General features: G+C 56.7%; 18 protein-coding genes. 16 read left to right on the top strand and 2 right to left on the bottom strand.

The features are described from left to right. Nucleotides 1-165 precede the first annotated feature (165 nt). The 11 genes from P186_RS05275 (at nucleotide 166) to trpA (ending at nucleotide 11886) form a co-directional block, all read left to right on the top strand. On the top strand, nucleotides 166-1533 hold the full coding sequence (locus P186_RS05275; protein WP_158307133.1) for an ABC transporter substrate-binding protein: 1368 nt from the start codon (nucleotides 166-168) through the stop codon (nucleotides 1531-1533). Then, nucleotides 1530-2309 (top strand): ABC transporter ATP-binding protein, encoded by a 780-nt coding sequence (locus tag P186_RS05280; RefSeq protein ID WP_014288410.1) that lies wholly within the window; start codon nucleotides 1530-1532, stop codon nucleotides 2307-2309. The genes P186_RS05275 and P186_RS05280 overlap by 4 nt, the downstream gene beginning before the upstream one ends. Then, nucleotides 2306-3082 carry an ABC transporter ATP-binding protein gene (locus P186_RS05285; RefSeq protein WP_014288411.1) on the top strand — a complete coding sequence of 259 codons (777 nt, stop codon included), beginning with the start codon at nucleotides 2306-2308 and terminating at the stop codon, nucleotides 3080-3082. Before P186_RS05280 ends, P186_RS05285 begins: the two co-directional genes overlap by 4 nt. Then, nucleotides 3079-5004: an AMP-dependent synthetase/ligase gene (locus tag P186_RS05290; protein WP_014288412.1), complete on the top strand. Its 1926-nt coding sequence runs from the start codon at nucleotides 3079-3081 to the stop codon at nucleotides 5002-5004. The genes P186_RS05285 and P186_RS05290 overlap by 4 nt, the downstream gene beginning before the upstream one ends. Further along, nucleotides 5001-5897, top strand: coding sequence for a branched-chain amino acid ABC transporter permease (locus tag P186_RS05295; protein ID WP_014288413.1), 897 nt, complete (start codon nucleotides 5001-5003; stop codon nucleotides 5895-5897). The genes P186_RS05290 and P186_RS05295 overlap by 4 nt, the downstream gene beginning before the upstream one ends. A 1-nt stretch (nucleotide 5898) precedes the next feature. Continuing rightward, nucleotides 5899-6942 (top strand): branched-chain amino acid ABC transporter permease, encoded by a 1044-nt coding sequence (locus P186_RS05300; RefSeq protein ID WP_148682755.1) that lies wholly within the window; start codon nucleotides 5899-5901, stop codon nucleotides 6940-6942. 132 nt (nucleotides 6943-7074) lie between these two features. Next, a complete protein-coding gene (locus P186_RS05305) occupies nucleotides 7075-8307 on the top strand; it encodes a TrpB-like pyridoxal phosphate-dependent enzyme (protein WP_148683167.1) in 1233 nt (410 codons plus the stop codon). 40 nt (nucleotides 8308-8347) lie between these two features. Continuing rightward, a complete protein-coding gene (trpD, locus tag P186_RS05310; protein ID WP_014288416.1) occupies nucleotides 8348-9349 on the top strand; it encodes an anthranilate phosphoribosyltransferase in 1002 nt (333 codons plus the stop codon). Then, nucleotides 9346-10614 carry a chorismate-binding protein gene (locus P186_RS05315; protein WP_014288417.1) on the top strand — a complete coding sequence of 423 codons (1269 nt, stop codon included), beginning with the start codon at nucleotides 9346-9348 and terminating at the stop codon, nucleotides 10612-10614. Before trpD ends, P186_RS05315 begins: the two co-directional genes overlap by 4 nt. Then, the gene (locus P186_RS05320; protein ID WP_014288418.1) at nucleotides 10605-11183 is read left to right on the top strand and encodes an aminodeoxychorismate/anthranilate synthase component II; all 579 of its coding nucleotides are present in this window, start codon (nucleotides 10605-10607) and stop codon (nucleotides 11181-11183) included. Before P186_RS05315 ends, P186_RS05320 begins: the two co-directional genes overlap by 10 nt. Nucleotide 11184: 1 nt before the next feature. Continuing rightward, nucleotides 11185-11886, top strand: a complete 702-nt coding sequence (gene trpA, locus P186_RS05325) for a tryptophan synthase subunit alpha (protein WP_014288419.1) — start codon at nucleotides 11185-11187, stop codon at nucleotides 11884-11886. On the opposite strand, the gene P186_RS05330 is transcribed toward trpA, so the two are convergent. Then, a complete protein-coding gene (locus tag P186_RS05330; RefSeq protein ID WP_014288420.1) occupies nucleotides 11879-13144 on the bottom strand; it encodes an anion transporter in 1266 nt (421 codons plus the stop codon). The genes trpA and P186_RS05330 overlap by 8 nt on opposite strands. 33 nt (nucleotides 13145-13177) lie before the next feature. Between P186_RS05330 and tsaA the strand changes: the two genes are divergently transcribed. Genes tsaA through P186_RS05350 form a run of 4 tightly spaced genes read left to right on the top strand, consistent with a single transcriptional unit; the run spans nucleotide 13178 to nucleotide 15517 of the window. After that, complete coding sequence (gene tsaA, locus P186_RS05335) at nucleotides 13178-13597, top strand: tRNA (N6-threonylcarbamoyladenosine(37)-N6)-methyltransferase TrmO (RefSeq protein WP_014288421.1); 420 nt, start codon at nucleotides 13178-13180, stop codon at nucleotides 13595-13597. Nucleotides 13598-13629: 32 nt separating this feature from the next. Beyond that, nucleotides 13630-13797, top strand: coding sequence for a 30S ribosomal protein S30e (locus tag P186_RS05340; protein ID WP_014288422.1), 168 nt, complete (start codon nucleotides 13630-13632; stop codon nucleotides 13795-13797). 5 nt (nucleotides 13798-13802) lie between these two features. Further along, entirely contained in the window at nucleotides 13803-14942 is a 1140-nt protein-coding gene (locus P186_RS05345) for a DUF401 family protein (RefSeq protein WP_014288423.1), read from the top strand. 17 nt (nucleotides 14943-14959) lie between these two features. Continuing rightward, on the top strand, nucleotides 14960-15517 hold the full coding sequence (locus P186_RS05350) for a thymidine kinase (RefSeq protein WP_148682756.1): 558 nt from the start codon (nucleotides 14960-14962) through the stop codon (nucleotides 15515-15517). Here the strand turns inward: P186_RS05350 and P186_RS05355 are convergent. After that, a complete protein-coding gene (locus P186_RS05355) occupies nucleotides 15512-16012 on the bottom strand; it encodes a helix-turn-helix domain-containing protein (RefSeq protein ID WP_014288425.1) in 501 nt (166 codons plus the stop codon). The two genes, P186_RS05350 and P186_RS05355, sit on opposite strands and share 6 nt — an antisense overlap. A gap of 103 nt (nucleotides 16013-16115) precedes the next feature. On the opposite strand from P186_RS05355, the gene P186_RS05360 reads away from it, so the two are divergent. Then, nucleotides 16116-16439 (top strand): 4Fe-4S dicluster domain-containing protein, encoded by a 324-nt coding sequence (locus P186_RS05360; RefSeq protein ID WP_148682757.1) that lies wholly within the window; start codon nucleotides 16116-16118, stop codon nucleotides 16437-16439. Nucleotides 16440-16441 lie beyond the last annotated feature (2 nt).

Here is a 16441-nt window from a genome sequence, read left to right on the forward strand (position 1 = left end):
ATAATTTTAAATGTTATACAAGCGTCAGCTTTATTTTTAAACATACGTATTAGAGAAAAGTAAAAGAAATTATATTAGAAAACTATAAGTTTATTTATGAATTTTCTAGAATGTTTTAAAGAATGTAAAAGTACAATACTTAAATACAAATTAGAAATTTTCCTTATGCAAATGGGAAAGATTGTAATTCCTATCATAATTGTAATAATCGTAGCCGCTTTGGTAGCTTATTTATCACAACAGGGGGCCCAAGCCCCAAAGACTGGTCCCACGGCAACATCCTCCCCAACCGCCTCGCCCCCAGCCTCAGCCACCACAACAACTCAACAGACCTCCCCCAGCCCCTCGCAGACCCAAAGGGTGTTGAAAATTGGATGTCTTTTTGACTTAACAGGAGGGACTGCAGATGTTGGTGTACCCTGGTCATACGGCGCGAAAAGCGCCATCGATGCTATAAACAATGGTGAATTGACTGAGCTGAAGAAGTTAGGTATTACCTTGCAGTGTGTCGAGCGGGATTATGGATACAAGATTCCAGAGGCGCAGGCCGCCTACGAGTACTTCAAGCAACAAGGTGTAGTTGCAATAATTGGGTGGGGCACCGGTGACACTCTGGCTCTTGCTCCTCAGATAAATAAAGATGGAATTCCCTACTTCTCCGGTAGCTACACTCTCTCGCTTGTGAAAAACCCCTACAACTTCTATACCATGGCGAGCTACCACGAGGCCGCGGCCGCGGGTGTGGTTTTCGTAAAGCAGTATTTTGAAAAGGCGGGCGCATCGCCTAAGATGGCTCTGCTGTATCCCAACGTGCCCTACGGCCTTGAGCCTCTCCCGGCAATTAGAGAGGAGGCGAAGAGACAAGGCGTGGCGATATGCGCGGAGGAGGTCGTGGAGTTGACAGCTGTGTCGGCTGATGAGCAGGTCGCCAGGGTGAGGGATAAGTGCGGCGACGCCGTGGCCATTTGGTACGGCGGCACCGTCTCTGCCGGGTCTGTCATTATCAAGTCTGCGTATAAGCTAGGGCTGAGTAAGGCTATATTCATATACAATATATGGGGGGCTAACGAGGCTACCAGCAAGCTCCTAGGCCCCGATATTACCAAGTGGGTCGGAGGCAGGTTGTTTAGAGTCACAAGCGCGTTGATGATTGACGACGTGAAGAAGCTGGCACAGTCTGGCGATAGAGAGGCTAGCTTAATGGTTGGCTACATCAACAAGATCGGCACGGTGACTGAGCCGTTTATAAGGGGCTGGCACGCGGCATACATCCTGGCGAAGGGCATAGAATACGCCGTAAAGAACGGGAAGGAGCCCACTAGTGAGAATATTAAGTGGGCTCTTGAAAATATGCCAGAGGTGAAGACGAGCTACGCCGCGCCGGTGAAGTACATGGCTGGCGACCACAGGCCAACCACCACTGTTTATATCTACCAGATGAATAGCGACGGCACATGGCAGAAGGTGACGGAGATTACGCTACCGCGTGGAAATTTAGCCGATGACTTAGCTAGATATGGTGTCAAGCAATGAGTTTGGTTGTGGACAGAATTCAAGTGGTTTATAATAAGTATATCTTGGGCGTCAAGAATGTTTCTCTAAAGGCGGAGGAGGGCAAAATTACTGCGTTGATGGGGCCTAACGGCGCGGGCAAGTCCACCACTCTGAAGGCTATTAGCGGCGTGGCGAAGCTTGAGCGGGGAGAGGTGACTATGGGGAAGGTCATATTTGAAGGCACAGATATTACGAACAAGCACCCCGAGGAGGTGCTGAAGCTAGGCTTGTTACAAGTCCTAGAGGGTAGGCGCGTATTTGAGGAGTTAACTGTTGAAGATCACTTAAAGGTGGCTGAGAGAACCGCCAGGCGCCTGGGCAGGCGGCCGGACAGAGAGGTGGTTTTTCAATACTTCCCTAGGCTGAGGGAGTTGATGAGTAGGAGGGCTGGTTATCTCTCTGGTGGGGAGCAGCAGATGCTTGTCATAGGTATGGCACTTGCTATTAGACCGAGGGTAATACTACTAGACGAGCCTTCTCTGGGCTTATCTCCAAAGGCGGTGGACGACTTGTTCCAGGTGTTGAAACAGATCAATAGGAACGAGGGTATTACTATTCTGCTCGCTGAGCAGAACGTGGCGGCTTCGCTCGAAATTGCTCACTACGGCTACATCTTGGAGAATGGTAGAGTTGTCCTCGACGGCCCGGCGACGTCTCTACGGGATAACCCCGATGTGAAGGAGTTCTACATGGGGCTCAAGGCGGAGGGCTATAAAAATGTAAAGTACTGGAAGAGGAAGAAGCGGTATCTATGATTGATGTCAAGAACGTGTCTGTACAGTTCGGCGGCGTGAGCGCCTTGGAAAATGTAAACTTCGGGATAGGGAAGGGGGAGGTGGTCGGCCTCGTCGGGCCCAACGGCGCAGGGAAGACTTCGCTTCTAAATGTTATTTCTGGTTTCTACAAGCCAAGGAGCGGCCGCGTTTACCTCGAGGGGAGGGATATAACTGATGTGCCGCCTTATAAAAGGGCGAAGATGGGGATCGGCCGCACCTTCCAGAAGACAAGCGAGACATTTCGCCACATGACTGTGTTGGAGAACATTATGGTTGGCGCCATAGCGAGCCACCGCGAGAGTCTTCTGGATTACTTCTCCGCAATGCTGTGGCTTAAGTGGGTCCGGAGGGAGGTTGAGATTTTGAAGTGGGCTGAGGAGGTTATAGACTTTTTCGAGCTTTACGCCTACAGGAACAGGCCCGTTGGGTCGCTTCCATATGGGTTACAGAAAAAGGTGGATGTGGCGAGGGCCTTCGCGGGGAGGCCAAAGGTGTTGTTAATGGATGAGCCCATGGCGGGGCTGACGAGAGAGGAGAGGGAGGACATGGCCCGCTACATTATAGAGATGAGGCATGTATACGGGGTCACGATCTGCCTTGTGGAGCACGACTTAGGCGCCGTGGCGGATTTATCGGACAGGGTCGTGGTAATGGCGGCTGGGCGCGTGGTCGCCGAGGGGAGGCCGCAGGAGGTGCTGAGAGATCCAAGAGTTTTGGAGCTGTACATGGGGAAGACTCGGGCGGTGGCATGAGAGGGAGGAGGCCCTGGGAGGGCTTAAGGGGGGAAACTTTTCCAAAAATTCTGCTGGAGCGTGGAGAGGCCCAAGACGCCGTTGCCATTAGGGAGAAGTCTCTAGGCGTCTGGAGGCCCTATACGTGGGGCGAGTATCTTGACAAAGTCAGGGAGTTTGCATACGGCCTTCTGGCGCTGGGGTTTAGGCCAGGTGAGCACCTCGCAGTGGTGGGGTTTAACAGGCCGTTTCTACTCTTTGCCGAGGTTGCGGCTATGGCGCTCCACGGCAAGGGGGTGGGGGTCTACCCAGATCTCCTCCCGGAGGAGAGGGCCTACTGGCTTGACTATACCGACTCCGTCGTCGTGGTGGCTGAGGACCAGGAGCAGGTAGATAAGATCCTGGCCGTGGCTAGGGAGTTGCCTAAGCTAAGGGCTATTGTGTATTGGGATGATAGAATGATGTGGAGGTATGAAAAGCGGATAGGAGATGTGGCTCTGCTGAGCTGGGACGAGGTGGTGAAGATGGGGCGCGAGGCGGCGTCCACAGAGCCGGGGCTGTTTGAAAAAATGGCCGAGTCCACCTCTCCCGACGATGTGTGTCTTCTCCTGTCTACATCTGGGACCACAGGCAAGCCGAAGGCTGTCATGTTAACCTACAGCTCCATGCTGTCTATGGCTAAAAATCTCTGGGAGGTGGACCCCATATGGGAGGATTTTGAATATGTGTCTTACCTTCCCTTTGCCTGGGTCGGCGAGCAGATGATGTCGCTGGCTATGCACATGCTTGTCGGGTTTAGGCTAAATTTCGTAGAGGAGCCTGACACTCTTTGGAGAGACTTTAGAGAGATTGCTCCACACTTTATGTTTGGTCCCGCCAGGGTATACGAGATGTTCTATAGCAAGATTTATGAACATATTGAAGACGCGACGCCTCTAGGCAAGGCTGTGTTTAAGTGGGCTATCAACGTCGCTGAAAAGAGGGCTGAGATGGAGCTGAAGAAGGCTCGGATACCCCCCGCCCTTAGACTTCAGTGGTGGGTTGCGTATTGGCTGGTGTATAGATCCCTCTTGGATAAGCTGGGTTTGAAGAGGATTAGGTATGCGTACGTGGGGGGCTCCTTCCTGGGTCCTGACTACTTGAAATTTTTCAGAGGCATCGGCGTCAACCTGAAAAGGATTTGGGGTATGACTGAGGTGTCAGGCATAGCAACTGTACATAGGAATGACGACGTGAGACTCGACACCGTCGGCGCTCCGATCGCCAATACTGAGATAAAAATCGCCGAGGACGGGGAGATATTAGTAAGGACGCCGGCAGTCATGGCTGGGTACTACAAGAGAGAGGACGCCACTGCCGAGGTGTTGAGGGATGGATGGCTGTACACAGGCGATGTGGGCATGTTAACCGAGGACGGCCACTTGATATATCTAGGCCGTAAGGAAGATGTCCAGAGGCTGGCGGACGGCACGGTTTTCAGCGCCTTGTTTATTGAGAACATGCTGAAGTACAGTCCCTATGTAAAGGAGGCCTTGGTCTACGGCGAGGGGAGGCCCTACGTCGTGGCTATCCTAAACATTAACTTCGAGACTGTGTCTAAGTGGGCTGAGCAGAGGGGAATTGCGTACACCTCCTACCAAGATCTTAGCCAGAAGGACGCTGTGTATGAGCTGTTGAGAGGAGTCGTCGCCAGGGTTAATAGCAACCTGCCTGAGAAGTTGCGGATTCGTAAATTTACAAGTCTCTTCAAGGAGTTCCACCCAGACGACGGGGAGATGACTAGGACGCGTAAACTCCGCCGGGTCTTTATACACCAGAGATATAGCAACTTACTGGAGGCCATGTATAAAGGCGACGAGATGGTTGAGCTGACCGTGCCAGTTAAGTACGAAGACGGCACGGTGCGGGATGTCACCATGGCTGTGAAGATCGTGACCCTATGATAGACATATTGATCGACGGAGTTTTAAGGGGCGGGGTATACGCCATAGCGGCGCTCGGCTATGTTCTCGTCTATAGGGCTAGTAAGGTGGTTAATCTAGCCCACGGCACATTTGCGCTTACCTCAGCCTACCTATTCTGGGCCCTGTCGCCTGACCTCGGCCCCGTCGGCGCCCTAATCGCCATAATTCCTCTTTCCTTTATTCTAGCGGCTGTAGTTGAGAGGGCGGTGGTGAGGCCAATGCTTGGGGAGCCTGTGATTCAGATAATCGCGGCGACCATAGGAGTGAGCTATCTCTTAAAGGGCTTGTTGCTGGCGTGGCTCCAAGTTAGATACGCCCTTCCCGGGTGGTTGCTCGTGCCTTTCGAACACTCGCTGTTCCCTAGAGGCTTTCTGGAAGTCGCCGGCCTGAGGCTGGACTTCAACTTCGCCGGGAGTTTCCTAGCCTCCCTTGCGTCCTTCGGCTTTTTCTACTGGTTTTACAAAAATACATCTCTGGGCGTGGCTATGAGGGCTATGTCTAACGACCGTGTGTCGGCTGTGGCATTTGGTATAAAATCCTCCGAGTCCATAGCGATCGCGTGGGCTCTCTCTGGGATATTAGCGGCGTTGGCAGGTGTATTTTATGCATCTATATACGGAGGCGCCTCTGGGCAGGTGGAGTACATCGGCATCAAGGCGCTTCCAGTTATTATACTAGGGGGACTTGATTCCGTGGGCGGCGCGCTGGTAGCAGGCGTGGCGATCGGCGTGTTGGAGGTTTTGGGGAAGCTGTATCTGGAGCCTCTCTTCGGCGGCGGCTTCGGCGAGGTGTTTCCCTTACTATTTATGATCGCCGTGTTACTGGTAAGGCCATATGGACTCTTCGGAACTGAGCGTATAGAGAGGGTGTAGTATGCCAGCAGGCGTGTTTTTTGAGCGGTATGAGAAAGTGCTGGCGTTTATAAAATGGCCCATTCACAAGATAGGCCTAGCCGCGGGCCTGCTTTTAATATACGCCCTGCCTCTAGTAGCCCCCAGCGAGTATCTAGTGCGTGTAGTCATATGGATAGCGGCCTGGGCCCTGGCCGCCGCCGGTCTAAATCTCTTGTTCGGCTTAGCTGGCCAGATATCGCTGGCACAGGGAGCATTCATGGCGCTCGGCGCCTTCACCTCTATATACCTTGCAAAACTCGGCATACCGCCTCTACTAGCCATGCCGCTGGCTGGGGTATTGGTCTCACTAGCCGGGCTGGTCTTCGGCCTACCGAGCCTCCGACTAAAGGAGCTCTATCTGCTAATCACCACTCTAGGCGCCCAGTTTTTCTTCGACTGGCTACTGAGAACCGAAAAGATGGCTTGGTTCTCCGGGGGCGCCTACGCCGTCTACGCCCCTCCACTATCCCTCGGCCCTCTCGACCTCTCGTCGGGATATCCCCTATACGCCGCCGTCATCACCATCACCATCCTACACCTAGCCGCGCTGGCGAATCTGGGGAGGTCCTACATCGGCAGGGCCTTCAAAGCTATACGCGACAGAGACGTCGCCGCGGAGATAATAGGCGTCAACGTCTTCAAGTATAAACTACTGGCCTTCGTCGCCAGCGCCTATCTAGCCGCCGTAGGCGGGGCGTTGTGGGCCTTCGCCGTGAGATCCGTGTCAGTGGAGAGCTTCACGTTCCTCACCTCCCTAGAGGTGTTCGCGGCGGTCTTGATAGGAGGGCTAGGTAGAGTTGTCTGGGGCTCTGTGCTTGGCGCCGCGTTTGTAGTAGGCGTCCCTGAGGCTATAAAAATTGTGCTGGCAGGCGTCGGCATCCGCGGCCTTGAGATAGCTCTTAGAGATGTGATATTCGGCGCCATTATACTAGCCTTCCTACTTACAGAGCCGCTGGGGATAGTTGAGCTAATGAAAAAAGTAAAGGAGAGGCTTAGGCTATTCCCATTTAGATACTTTAGCTAATTCCAGGCCGCGGGTCATTAAGGTGGCCGGCGCAATTTTTCAGTTTTCAACTATCCGTTTAGTGTCGGCGAGCTTAGTGGCGCCGTGGGGGTTAAAGTTTTTAAGCAACTCCTATCTGGGGCTTATGTCGGGGTGGTGAGCCGTTGGTATAACATCGCCGCGGATCTGCCGATTGCCCTCTCGCCGCCGAGGGATCCCGACGAGGGTGAGAGCAGGATTGGCCTCCTCAGCAAGATCCTGCCCTCTGCTTTAATCGACCAGGAGTTCACCGCGGAGCGGTGGGTATCTATCCCGGAGGAGGTGCGGGATGTCTACAGACGGGTGGGGCGGCCGACGCCCCTTTTCAGAGCCGAGGGGCTGGAGAGGGCCCTCGGGGTGAAGACGAGGATCTACTACAAGTTTGAGGGAGTGCTGCCGGTGGGTAGCCACAAGCTCAACACAGCGGTGGCGCAGGCGTACTACGCAAAGGCTGACGGCGCCGTGGAGGTGGCCACGGAGACCGGGGCGGGGCAGTGGGGGATGGCCGTGTCGCTGGCGGCGGCGCTCTTCGGGCTGAAGGCCGTTGTGTTTATGACGAGGTCCTCCTACAACTCCAAGAGGCAGAGGCTGACCTTCATGCGTACATACGGCGCCGTGGTGTACCCCAGCCCCAGCGAGGTGACCGAGGCCGGGAGGAGGCACTACAGGCCCGACCACCCGGGCTCTCTGGGCATAGCCATATCCGAGGCTGTGGAGTACGTGCTGTCTGGCGAGAGGAGGAGGTACCTGCCTGGGAGCGTCATGGAGTTTGTCTTGATGCATCAAACAGTCATCGGGCTGGAGGCCGTGGAGCAACTGCCGGAGGAGCCAGACGTCGCCGTGGCGTGTGTGGGGGGCGGCTCTAACTTCGCCGGCTTCACATACCCAATGATTGGGATGAGGCTGAGGGGGGAGGGGTTTGAAAAGACGCGGTTCGTCGCCGTGGAGTCGGAGGCGGCTCCCAAACTCACGAGGGGGGAGTATAAATACGACTTTCCAGATGCCGTGGGGGTGCTCCCCATGTTGAAGATGTACACCCTCGGCCACGACTACGTGCCGCCCGCCATCCACGCCGCGGGGCTCCGCTACCACGGCGCGGCGCCCAGCCTCTCGCTACTGAAGAGGCTAGGCATCGTGGAACCCCTCGCCTATCCCCAAGAGGAGGTGATGAAGGCGGCCGTCCTATTCGCCAGGTCAGAGGGCGTCGTCCCGGCGCCTGAGTCGGCCCACGCCATCAGGGCGGTTATCGACCTGGCGAAGAAGTTGCCGGATGGCTCTGTAATCGCCTTCAACCTATCGGGCCACGGCCTTCTCGACGCCGACGCGTACGAAAAGTTTCTAGCATAATATTTATATATAGGGCTTTTATGGCCTTTATGCATTCGGGGTGGATCTAAAGACACTCCTTAGAAAACTGGGCAACGGCCAGACGCTCACCTCCGAAGAGGCCTACGCTCTGGGCAAGTTCATTCTCTCCGGCTCTATGAGCGACGTCGAGGTGGCGGCCTCCCTCACCGCCATGAGGGTTAGGGGCGAGTCCGCAGAGGAGGTGGCCGGCTTTGTGAAAATGGCGAGGGAATTCGCCGTGAGGGTCCCCCTAAGGTTGGACGCTATTGACACTGCGGGAACTGGCGGGGACGGCGCCGGGACGATTAACCTCTCCACAGCGGCTGCGATCGTGGCCGCTGCGTCTGGGGCGAGGGTGCTGAAGCACGGCAACCGCTCCGCGTCGGGGATGTTCGGTAGCGCTGATTTTATGGAGGCGGTGGGGTACAACCTGGAGCTCGGCCCCGAGAGGGCGGCGGAGCTGGTTGAGTATGTGGGGTTTGCCTTTGTCTTCGCGCCGAGGTACCACCCGGCGTTTGCAAAAGTGGCCCCGGTGAGGAGGCAGTTGCCCTTCCGCACTATTTTCAACCTCGTGGGGCCTCTGGCGAACCCCGGGCTGGTGAGGAGGCAGTTGATAGGCGTGGCGGAGCCGCGTCTGCTGGAGGTGTTGTCCGGCGCGGCGGCTGAGCTGGGGTTTGAACACGCCGTCGTTGTCCACGGATCTGGGGTGGACGAGGTGTCTACAGAAGGCGAGACTGTGGTTTACGAGGTGCGTGGTGGGAGGGTGGAGAGGTATAGGGTGGAGCCCGCGGACTTAGGTGCCCCAGCCGTGCCGCTCCCCCGGGTCAGTAGCAGGGAGGAGGCTGTGGCTAGGGCGCTGGCGGGGCTGAGGGGGGAGGATAGGGAGGCAACCGTAGCTATTGCGGTGAACGCCGCGTTTGCACTCTACGTCGCAGGCGTGGTGGGGGACCCGCGGGACGGCTTTGAGCTGGCTATGAAGACCATAGGCGACGGCGCGGCGTATAGAAAGCTTGTAGAGGCGGTGGAGGCGTCGAGGAGATGAGGAAGGTCCCTCTGTCTAAGCTCCCCCCGCCTAGAGAGCTGGCCGGGGGGCTGTACTGGGATGGTGAGGAGTTCGTGGCCCTTCTGGAGTCGGGCACGGGATATGCTGAACGCAGCCGCTTTAGCCTAGTGGCGTGGGGAATTTCTAGAGAGTACGTATCATGGGGGGCCGACGTCTACGACGTGACGTACAGAGCTTATAGAGAGCTTGAGCGCTTCGCCTCTCCCTTTGGGGGCGACGTGGTGATCGGCGCCGTATCTTACGACGCGTCGGCGTATGTAGAGCCTATCCTCCTCCGCTACGGCAAGGTGGATAGGTCTCTGCCCGCGGCCTTCTTCGTGAAGCCGGCGGGGTGGGTGCTCTACGACAAGTTGCTTGGGCGGGCCTATGTCCACGGCGAATTGCCCCGGCTGGGGCGTATGGGGGAGGAGCCGCTTGCCGTGAGGGGCCCGGTGGCGGGTACAGACGAGGCTTCGTTTAAGAGGTGGGTTGGGGAGGCTAGGAGGAGGATTGAGGAGGGGGAGATTTTCCAGGTAGTGCTTTCTAGATATCTTGACTACGCCGTGGCTGGCGACGTCTTTGCGCTGTATACCTCCCTCGCCTCCGCCAACCCGTCGCCCTATATGTTCTTCGTGAGGTGGAGGGGGCTACACCTTCTGGGCACCTCGCCAGAGCTGTTGGTTAAGGTGCAGGGGGACAGGGCCGAGACGCACCCCATCGCCGGGACAAGGCCCCGGGGGGCCACTGAGGAGGAGGACTTGGCGCTGGAGGAGGACATGTTGAGAGACGAGAAGGAGCTGGCTGAGCACTACATGTTGGTGGACTTGGCGCGGAACGACCTCGGCCGGGTGTGCAGACCTGGGACTGTGAAGGTGGACGAGCTCTTCGCCGTCGAGAAGTACAGCAGGGTGCAGCACATAGTGTCTAGGGTGTCCTGCGTGCTTGAGAGGAAGTTCAGCCCTGTGGATGCCTTGTTCGCCACCCACCCGGCCGGCACAGTGTCGGGGGCGCCTAAGGTGAGGGCTATGGAGATAATAGCAGAGCTTGAAGACTCGCCGAGGGGGTTCTACGCAGGTTCGCTGGGCTTCTTCTCGCCTTCGCTATCGGAATTCGCCATTGTCATCAGAACCGCCATCCTCCGCGACGGAGTGTTGCGGATACAGGCGGGGGCCGGCGTTGTGTACGACTCCACCCCCGAGCGGGAGTATAGAGAGACCGAGGCAAAGCTGAGGGCGCTCCGCGAGGCGCTGGGGGTATGGACCTGACACTCATCGTCGACAACTACGACAGCTTTGTCTACAACATCGCCCACTACGTAGCCGAGGCTGGTAGCAGGCCGATCGTCCTGCGCAATGACGAGGTGTCTGTGAAGCTCGTGGAGAGGATTAGGCCGGATAGGATAATTATATCGCCTGGGCCGGGCCACCCGGAGAATCCCAGAGACGTGGGAGCGTCGCCGGACATCGTCCGGGAGTTCTCCGGCAGGGTGCCCATACTCGGCGTATGTATGGGGCATCAAATCATCGGCGTGGTGTTCGGCGCGAAGGTGCGGAGAGCCCGCACGATTAAACACGGCAAGACGAGCGAGGTGCGACACTACGGGGGGGTGCTGTACCTAGGGGTGCCCGAGGTCTTCAAGGCGATGAGATACCACAGCCTCGTAATCGACGACCCACCTGCCGTGCTGAAGGTGGAGGCCGTCTCGCTGGATGACGGGGAGATAATGGGCATTAGACATGTGGAGCACCCCACATTCGGCGTTCAGTTCCACCCCGAGTCCATAGGCACCCCCCACGGGCTGAGAATTATAAAAAACTTCATCGACCTGGCGTGACATGTTGCGCAGACCCGGCCTCGGGGTGTACCTCGTCGCGGGCTGGCCCAACAGAGAGATCTACGGGAGGGTGGTGAAGGAGCTTGGCGGCGTTGTAGACTTCTACGAGCTAGGCGTTCCCACCCGAAACCCCAAGTATGACGGCCCCTACATCAGAAAGGCCCATAGAGAGGTGGAGACCCCTACGTGGCTGAGGCCTGAGGTGCCGACCTACGCCATGGCGTACTGGGAAGACTACCGAGCCAACCCCACGAAGCTCTTCAACCTGGCGGCCGAGGTGGGCGCCAGGGGGGTGCTGACCCCCGACCTGCTGATAGACTTCCACGAGGACTTCGATACTTACATAAAGCTGTGCAGAGAGTTCGGACTCGCCCCGGTGTTCTTCGTGCCGGGGAAGTTCCCGCACAAACTGGTGGAGAGGCTCGCCGCCGCGGAGCCCGACTTCATATACCTCGGCCTCTACGCAGCCACAGGGATCGAGCTCCCCGTCTATGTTGAGAGGAACGTCAGGATAATCCGCCAGCTGGTGGGCGACGTCTACATCGTGGCTGGCTTCGCCGTGGACGCCCCCGCTAAGGCGGCTAGGCTTGTGGAGGCCGGGGCGGACGGCGTTGTTGTAGGCACAGCCTTCATGAGGCGTTTGCAGAAAAGCCCAGAGGAGGCCCTGGCCTTCCTCCGCGAGATCAAGGTAGCGCTTAGATGAGGAGGAAGGGGAGGTAAACCGTCAGGTCTAGAGCAGTCACGAGCGCCCCGTACTTCATAAACTGGGCAAAGGTTATGGTGGAGTGGAATCTCGTCTCCAAAACCTCGAGAATAATGATGTTGGAGGCGGCGCCCAGAAGGGTTAAGTTGCCAGCTATGGTGGAGGCCATGGCGAGGGCCGCCCAGGCCTTGGGGTCCTCGACCCCCAGATGGTGTAGGTAAGTGGCGAAGAGGTTTACAAAGGGGACGTTGCTGAGGACTTGGCTCAGGGCTATTGATATGAGGGCTATGGCTAGTATGTCGCTGGGCCCGCCTTGGTAGGCGGAGAGGACGGCTGATATAAACGGCTGGAGTACGCCGCCGCGCCATATGGCTTCCATTGTGATAAACATCGTCATGAAGAAGACTATGGTACCCCACTCCACCCGGGCGAGGACCTCCCGGGGGGACGTGGCGAAGAAGTAGAGGAAAGACGCGGCAACGAACGGTATGAAGCCTATGTTGTGGATATGTGGCTGTCCCGACAGCGCGGCTAGGTCGTTCAGAACCATGGCAACCACCGTGCCCAGCAGAGCCGCGGCCGCCACCGCGGCGTCGCGGGTGTTTCGTATCAACTCCAGCGGCACGGCCGAGTACTCCACCCTCCCGTTTTTAATACCGAGGATTTTGAAGAGGAGTAGTGGGGTGGCCACTAGGTTTATCAGGGTGGGCACGGCTAGGTACTGGAGGAAGGTTATGAAGGGGGCCTTGATCCCGGACTCCACGGCGATCAACATATTCTGGGGGTTTCCAATCGGCGTCATCACCGAGCCGGTGGTGAGGGAGAAGGCGAGTAGTAGAAACATGTGGCGGTGTTCGATCCCCGCCGCTCGTGCAATAGTAGCCGCCACCGGGGGACCCATAAGGGCCACCGTGTCGTTAACCGCGAAGGCCGAGAGGAGGCCGAAGAGGAGGGACGACGCCACGTATATAGCCAACCTGGTCTTGAACAGAGATATGAACCAGTAGGCGAATGCGTCTAGCAACCCGCTTAGCTCCGCCAGGGCAACTATTGAAAACATCCCCACTAGGAAGAGCACCACCTCGAAATTCACCACGTGCGGCACGTCGTCTACAGACAGCGGGCCTATGAACACAGCTATAAAGGCGGCTAGCGACATGAGGGACCACGTGGGCAACTTGGGGTAGAGGGGCCTAGCCGCCATGCCCCCCACCACGAGGAGTATAAGCACCGCCGCCACCACGGCGTCTTGGGTCACGGTGGGCTTTTAAACAGGGGTCTTAAATTGGTTATGGAGTGTTTCGAGCCGATTGGATACGTAAGGCATAGGTACAGCGACGAGGAGGTGAGGAGCAGGAGGTTTGTAGACGCCGTGGTTGAGGTTCTGCCGCAGTTCGAAGAGGGGCTGGCAGGTATTGAGGAGTTCAGCCACGTCATAATCGTGGCATGGCTCCACAAATTTAGAGGCCGCCCCCTCAAGGTGAGACCCAAGCGGGTGGAGGACGCGCCTGAGGTGGGGGTCTTCGCCACCGACAGCCCAGACAGGCCTAACCCCATAGGCATCACCATAGCCCGCTTGGTAAGGCGCGAGGGCAGGCTTCTACACTTAGACGGCGTTGATCTCTTCGACGGCACCCCCGTCCTCGACATAAAGGCGCTGTCGCCCAGGAGGTGCCCCGCGGAGGTGTCCGCCCCCTGGTGGGCTGATTGAAAAAGTTTTTAACTGGGGCAGTTTTTTCAATCATGCCATCTCACGGATCGCTGACAAAAGCCGGCAAGGTGAGGAACCAGACTCCGAAAATCCCGGCAAAGCCTAGGAAAAACCTCACGCCGAGGAGGAGAAATATTAGAAACTACAAGAGGAGGGTACTGTACGCCACGTCGCAAACCTCCGCCGCGCCAGAGGCCTAGGTTTAATGCTCCTACCTTTTTTGGCGGCTGTACTCATAATTATACTGGGCACCCTGTCCCGCAGATTGGACGTATCTGTATCCCTCGCAGTTGGCTCTCTAGTGTTTGGCCTGTCCGCGCTCGGGCCGCAACGTCTCCTGCAGACCACCGCCAGCGCCTTCAACGAAACTATGCTCTACGTGGTGGCGTCTCTGTACTTCGCCATGGCTCTTGGCTACCTACTGAAGGAGGATAAGGAGCGAATCGCCAGCGGGTTGCTTTCCCTTGGGCCGAGGCCAGCGGCGTTCTCCATACCCGCCACCATCGGCCTTCTCCCCATGCCAGGCGGCGCCTACATAAGCGCCGTCGTGGCAGACCCGCTGTATGAAAAGATGGGTCTCAAAAACCACGAAAAGACCTTTATCAACTACTACCTACGCCATATCTGGATACCGACGTGGCCTTTATTCCAAGGGGTTTTAATCACCTCGGCGATCCTCTCGGTGTCGGTGTGGCAGGTGGTGGAGTGGTCTTGGCCGGCGTCGGTATTTGCCGTTGTGTCTGGGCTCGCCGTCGGGCTTCCGCTGGTGAGGAGAGTTGAGTCTCCGGGCCGGTTTAGGGATTTAGCCGCTCTGTGGCCTCTAGCCACCGTAGCCGTCTTGTCGTTCGTAGTGCCTCTCCCTCTGGCCGTGGCGGCGGTGTATCTGGCCTATCTGGCTGTGAGGAGGCCTGATGTCGACTTGGTGGTGGGCTCTCTTAGGTACGCGGCGACGCCGAGGATTCTGGCTATATTGGTGTTTTCGCTGATCTTCGCCCAGTACATAAAGGAGAGTAACCTAAGCGCCGAGATGGCGGCTACGCTCGGCGGCTACTCGGCGGCCGCGGTCTTCGCCATTCCGTTCGCCATAGGGCTGGCCACCGGTGTGGAGTTCGCCTTTGCCGGCCTCGCCTTTCCCTCCATCGCACCTCTTATCCACGGACCTATGTTGGCGCTGGCGTTCGCCGGGGGTTTCCTCGGCGTCATGCTGAGCCCCGCACATTCATGTCTAGTTTTGACCCGTGAGTACTACAACGCCGATATCGCCTTGGTCTACCGCCTCCTTGCGAGGGCCGCGGTTGTGTTCACCGCGCTATCTGTTGTTTACTATCTATTTCTTATATATTGAGGGGGCTGTGTCTATCCGTGCTTATTGTCATTGTGGGCCCCATGTTTGCTGGCAAGACGACGGAGCTTATTAGGAGGGTTGAGAGACACGTCATAGCCGGTAGGAGGGCCGTGGTTTTCAAGCCTTCTATTGATTCGAGATATGACGCGTCGAAGGTGGCGGCGCATAACGGGCTTAGGTTCGGCGCCGTTGTGGTGCCTCCCAGCGAGGAGGGCGTCGAGGCAATTGGCAAGATGGGTGTTGAGTACGACGTAGTCGCTGTGGACGAGATTCAGTTCTTCCCCGTTCAGCTGGCCGAGGTGTTGAACAGCTTAGCCAACGGGAGGGTTGTAATCGCGGCGGGTCTAAACCTGGACTTCAGAGGGGAGCCTTTCGAAACGACGGCTAGGGTCATGGCCTACGCGGATAGGGTCATCTCCCTCACCGCCGTGTGTAAGGTATGTGGAAGACCCGCGACGAGGACTCAGCGGCTTGTAAACGGCGTGCCTGCGCCGAGGGACAGCCCCCGTATCTTAGTCGGCGGTGGGGATTCTTACGAGGCGCGTTGCCGCCGGCATTTTGTAAATCCTCTATAAATGATCTCCTCTGCCGTAGCGGCTTAGGTAGAACTCCACTATTTTCTTCAGACCCCTCCTTAGTTTTCTGTCAGCCGCGGATGGGGAGACGCCGATCATCGAGGCGAGGTCTTTTAACGACACCTTTCTACTCTCGTCGAAGTACCCAAGTTTATAGGCCAGTTCTATAAGCCTGAGCTGATCCTCAGTGAGGTCGGGCTCTTTTATATATTTAGCCCTGCCCACCACTCTTGGTTTTAGCCCTAGTTCATGCATTTCTTTTAATATCCTTGAGAGCTGAAAGGTGTTGGCAATTAGTACAATTAACGCCTTGTCTTCGCATATCTTTCCACCCACTATCACCGCGCCGTATCTCATGGCGATTTCACACGGCTCGCACTTTAGCATAGAGAGTTCCTTATCTGCGAGGACGGCGTGTCCCATGTTCATTCCCACAATTTCTCCGCATATCGAGCCGCCGGTGTAGCTGAAGGACACAGTAACTCTGAGGGCCATAGCTTTGAGAAGCCTCCTGTATTTATTAGTTAAAATGTTGCAGAGGCCTCTGCTTCAATTTTTTACGTGGCTGTATAAATAGAACTTGTGTTCTCCCTGACACATGGCAGAATTAACAAAATACCAGAGGGTGTTGATAGATCAAGATACGTGTATAAGCTGCGGCGCGTGTGTCGCAGCTTGTCCGTACCAGGCGCTCGAGCTTGACGATAACGGCAAAGCTAGATTAATATGGGAGATGTGTAAAGACGACTTCTCCTGTGTAGCTGTGTGTCCTGTGAAGTGTATTTACAAGGTGAGCGAGGCGCCTGCGGAGTTTAAGGCTAAGAAGGGGTGGTACAGATTCGGCAAAGCCCTCTCGCCAGAGGAGCAGAAGGCGTACGAGGAGTGGAAGACGAAGTTCGGAGTCACCGCGCCGCCGGTTTAAGC

This window comes from Pyrobaculum ferrireducens (genome assembly GCF_000234805.1).
GTDB classification, from domain to species: Archaea; Thermoproteota; Thermoprotei; order Thermoproteales; family Thermoproteaceae; genus Pyrobaculum; species Pyrobaculum ferrireducens.